This is a genomic window from Leptolyngbya sp. FACHB-541 (assembly GCF_014695875.1).
In the GTDB taxonomy this organism is placed as follows: Bacteria; Cyanobacteriota; Cyanobacteriia; order Elainellales; family Elainellaceae; genus JAAUTN01.
Genome location: NZ_JACJPC010000067.1, coordinates 1 through 2,086 on the forward strand (window position 1 = coordinate 1; position 2,086 = coordinate 2,086).

2 protein-coding genes and 2 pseudogenes are annotated in these 2,086 nt (G+C 44.8%); 3 read left to right on the forward strand and 1 reads right to left on the reverse strand.

Annotation, left to right across the window (positions count from 1 at the left end; translation table 11 throughout):
* Positions 1 to 878: pseudogene (gene cas12k, locus H6G00_RS35410) on the reverse strand (type V CRISPR-associated protein Cas12k); the annotation flags it as partial.
* 170 nt (positions 879 to 1,048) lie between these two features.
* Here cas12k and H6G00_RS15145 point away from each other — a divergent pair.
* The 3 genes and pseudogenes from H6G00_RS15145 to H6G00_RS34995 form a co-directional block, all read left to right on the forward strand.
* Entirely contained in the window at positions 1,049 to 1,381 is a 333-nt protein-coding gene (locus H6G00_RS15145) for a hypothetical protein (RefSeq protein WP_199318504.1), read from the forward strand.
* Positions 1,382 to 1,516: 135 nt separating this feature from the next.
* Complete coding sequence (locus H6G00_RS15150; protein WP_190797395.1) at positions 1,517 to 1,891, forward strand: hypothetical protein; 375 nt, start codon at positions 1,517 to 1,519, stop codon at positions 1,889 to 1,891.
* Between the two features lie 7 nt (positions 1,892 to 1,898).
* A pseudogene (locus H6G00_RS34995) lies at positions 1,899 to 2,086 on the forward strand (IS1 family transposase); the annotation flags it as partial.

A 2,086-nucleotide genomic window follows, 5' to 3' on the forward strand; every position in this document is an offset into this window, starting at 1 on the left:
AGATCCTCATTGGTCTCATAATTAATTGGAAAGGGCAGTGTAGCTGGCTCGGTCAGGAGTTTAGCTTGCCAGTCAGCTGCTTCGTCTTCACCTTTTGGAAAACAGGTTGCTGCCTTGTTTAAGGTTTCTAACCAAGTACGCCAAGATAAGTCTCGTCCTTTTGGAATCCTTGTGCGTTGAAGAGTGTTGAGCAGACGTTCAAGACGGATTTCTGTTTTGCGACGACGTTTGGCAAACTTTTTGAAATCTTCATCTTGAACGGGCAGTTTGCAACCATTTTTAAGTAGGTAAGCGATCGCACATCGAGTTAAGGTTTCCTCTGTTTCGTCATAAAGTTTGAAGAGAGCACTAGCAACATTTACCTCTGCCTGTTTTGTCGCTTGCTTACCTTTCTTCTTACTGCGGGTTCTCTTAGCTTGTGGTTTGTTGCTTTCTGAGTCTGGCTCATTCATTTGCGTGAGAAGTTCACTGGCTCTCGCTTTCAAAGTATTGATATCACTCTGACTAGCAACTATTAACTCATCATCACTCTAGAGAATAGCTAACCAGCGGGTTTGACCAGCAATCTGATTTCTGAGGCGGGTTTGAAGAGCCAACCAAGATTTGAAGATTCGGTATACGGTTGTGTTCGCTGAGGTATAAAACCTTCCTGGCTGTCCTGCAAATCGAGGATCTTGCTTTAGTTGCTTACAGGCTTTGCTAACAGTTTCAGAGGAAATTTTACCTGTGTGGCACCACTCCTCGAAATCAGAATCTTGAGCGATGTGCTTCAGTAGCTCATTGATTAGAGGAGTATGTTTTTCTGCCATCAACTGCCAAAGGGTTCGGCGAGTTTCTTCAGTTGCAACGAGCCTGCATTGGATTGTCTTGGTACTCATAGGACAGTTCCCTAATTTTAATGAAGGCAGGAGGTTGGAATGATAATTTGAGTTGGGCGATCGCAGCTTTGATCACTCCAAGTTCAATTGGAGGAATAATACATTAGTTCTACTCCTTTATGAAGCTAAAATAAGCCTTAAGTTTTGTCGCTGTGACAACCGCTCTGACTATGGCTCTTGCTCCCCGCCCCCTGACTCATCGACACTGGAGTGCATTAAGGACATATCTTCAGCCTTTGGATGACGAGCAGATGGAACTCGATGAATTTCTCAAGAATTGGGATGTTTCACGCGAGGAGTTAGCGTTCATCTGTGATTGCTCGTTAACTACAGTCCACCATTGGTTTTCACAGGGGGAACATCGCAGAATTCCTTCTGAAAAGCACAAGCAGCGATTAGCACTGGCACATCATATCTGGGTGACGACTGAGACTGAACCAGAGTATCTACAGACGTTGCGGCAGATGTATCACAAGAAATTTAGGCGAAAACCGCTGTTGTAGAGTTTTCCAAATGACAATATATTCTTGCCACTTCTAGTAGTTCAAACGTATTATTCTGCTGAATTCGCTTGGGAATGGAAGGAGCGTTGCCTTCTGTTTCGTGGTTATTAAATATCAGCAGGTTGGGGGTACAGGATGATTGGGGAACCAAAGCCGTTTCCATCTATATGGGTAACGTGGCTGGCTCGATTGATGGCAGATGAAGTTCAGTGTCGCTGGGCAATTTGGTTTCGCACTCACTATAAGTACGAAAAGCTAAGTTCTAATTTTGACTCGGCTAAGTGGAACGCCAATCATCAGGCTTTATTGCGAAGGCGTGCTGCTGAGTTGGAGACAGAGGGCTACACACTGTATTTGGAGGGGGAGAACTGGTTTGAAATTACAGGGAGGAGTTTCCTGGTTAAGGTATCAGGAAAACCAGATATTTTGGCGATCGCCGATCAACAAGGATATTTGGAGGACTGCAAAACGGGACGGAAAAAGAATTCTGATTTCGGCGTTGCACAATAGAAGTATGATGCAATGTTCACACTGTCAATCCAACCAAACCGTCAAGAACGGACGACGCAAGGGTATCCAGAACTATCTGTGTCACAGTTGCGGTCGTCAATTTCGTGAAACTCACACCCCTCAAGGTTATTCCTTAGAGGTCAAGGCACACTGCTTGAACCTCTATCTCAATGGCATGGGCTTTCGTGCGATAGA

What these genes read in the sequence shown, in the direction of transcription:
- H6G00_RS15150 (WP_190797395.1), top strand. Translation starts at nt 1,517, where the DNA reads ATGATTGGGGAACCAAAGCCGTTTCCATCTATATGGGTAACGTGGCTG.
- H6G00_RS15145 (WP_199318504.1), top strand. Translation starts at nt 1,049, where the DNA reads ATGGCTCTTGCTCCCCGCCCCCTGACTCATCGACACTGGAGTGCATTA.